At 35.3% G+C, this 1,638-nt stretch carries 2 protein-coding genes; both read right to left on the reverse strand.

All coding sequences use genetic code 11. The features are described 5' to 3' along the window. A partial coding sequence (locus BM098_RS12955; RefSeq protein WP_089834037.1) for a head maturation protease, ClpP-related occupies window positions 1-572 on the reverse strand: 572 nt, incomplete at its 3' end. After that, the coding region (locus tag BM098_RS12960) for a phage portal protein (protein ID WP_089834039.1) at window positions 572-1,638 on the reverse strand (1,067 nt) is incomplete at its 5' end. The genes BM098_RS12960 and BM098_RS12955, both read right to left, overlap by 1 nt.

Consider the following 1,638-nt stretch of genomic DNA (forward strand, 5'->3'; position numbering starts at 1 on the left):
GGTATTAAATTTGAAACACTAGCACTTGCTGTGAGTTTGATTTCATTTTCAAACATAATTTCATCAACTAGACCTTTTTCTAGGGCGTCTTGAGGTGTTAACCACGTCTCTTTACCCATAAGGTCTAATAGTTCTTTTTCGTCCATACCGCTCTTTAAACGATAAGCATTGGCAATTGTCTTATCCGTGTTCTGAAGCATTTCAGACGCTTTGTTCATATCGCGATGGTCCCCGTGGTAACCCATAGAAGAATTATGAATCATAATTTCTGCGGTTGGAGCAATTAGGACCTTATCGCCGGCCATTGCAATTACACTTGCAGCTGATGCTGCTAAACCTACGACCCGTGTTTCAACAGTGCCTGTATAAGATTTTAATTCTGTGTATATTTCAGACGCTGCATATACCTCGCCACCACCGCTGTTAATAATCACTTCTAAATCATCACCATTGGCATCTTCTATTTGTTCCATTACCATTTGTGGAGAAGTATGTTCAATGTCGAATAGTTCATATATCCATGCAACATCATTAGATATGATGGCACCTCTTACACTAATTCGTTTCGGCATTATTTATCACCTCCTTCAAGTTCATCTAAAGTTTGATAATTTTTCGTGATAACATATTCATCCATTCGCGGATCGTCAACACGTTCATCACCAAACTTTTCTCTAACATCGTTTCTGCTCCATGCACCACTAGCAACCATTTTGTCTGCATTATCAGCGTTTTCAATTGCACTCTTCTCGGTCACGCCACCAACTACAACTCTGTCTCCTTTTAAGTAATCAATTCTTTCAATTATCTTGGCGTTTAATTCATCTGATATTTTCTTAATCAATGGGCCAACACAAAATTTAATGTAGGCTTTAATGCTTGTTTCATAATCTGATAAATCTCCATGAACCAGCGCGTTAGGTATTCCTAAAATATCGGCTACATCATCAGTTAAAGCTCTTTTTAGTTTTGTAATTTCCTCAATAGATTGCCCTTTACCATCACCTTTAGAAACTTCTTCATAAGTGAATCCTTTTAACTTCGGAACTAAAGCAACGGTATTTTTCTTGAAAGATGCAAATAACTTATCAATAAATTCTTGCAACTTACCACGGGTTTCATCATCTAGTTTTTGTGAAGTATCCAATCCTACAGTTCCTCGTATTTGTTGATTACGCATACTGATTTCAATCATGCGACTGAATAAATCACCAAAATCTCTGAACATCCCATCCATAAACTTTGTCAGCTTTTCATTATTAAAGGTCAAGTAAATAACTTCATCCATTTGAAAAGAACGTCTGAATGTATAATCTTTAACAGTAACATTGATAAATTTATCGGGATAAACTGCGTATTCTATTCTTTCAAAATCATCTGCTATCAACAGATCGTTGTTGTCTGTTAAAATGACTAAAACTTCATTTTCATAAATTAATTTATAGATGAAATCTTGCCAAAAGTTCGCGGCTGTCTGATCTGTATTTGGACGAACATTTAATAAATAATGCCAATCGTTATATTGGCGCTTTTTATCTTTCATAATCCTGAAATCAGATTGACTTATTGTACGTCCTATAAAATTGATATTGGTTTCTAGAGCGATTTGTTTTAAATAATATCTGTGATTCGTTTCAT

The organism is Halolactibacillus halophilus (assembly GCF_900115605.1).
Classification (GTDB): domain Bacteria; phylum Bacillota; class Bacilli; order Bacillales; family Amphibacillaceae; genus Halolactibacillus; species Halolactibacillus halophilus.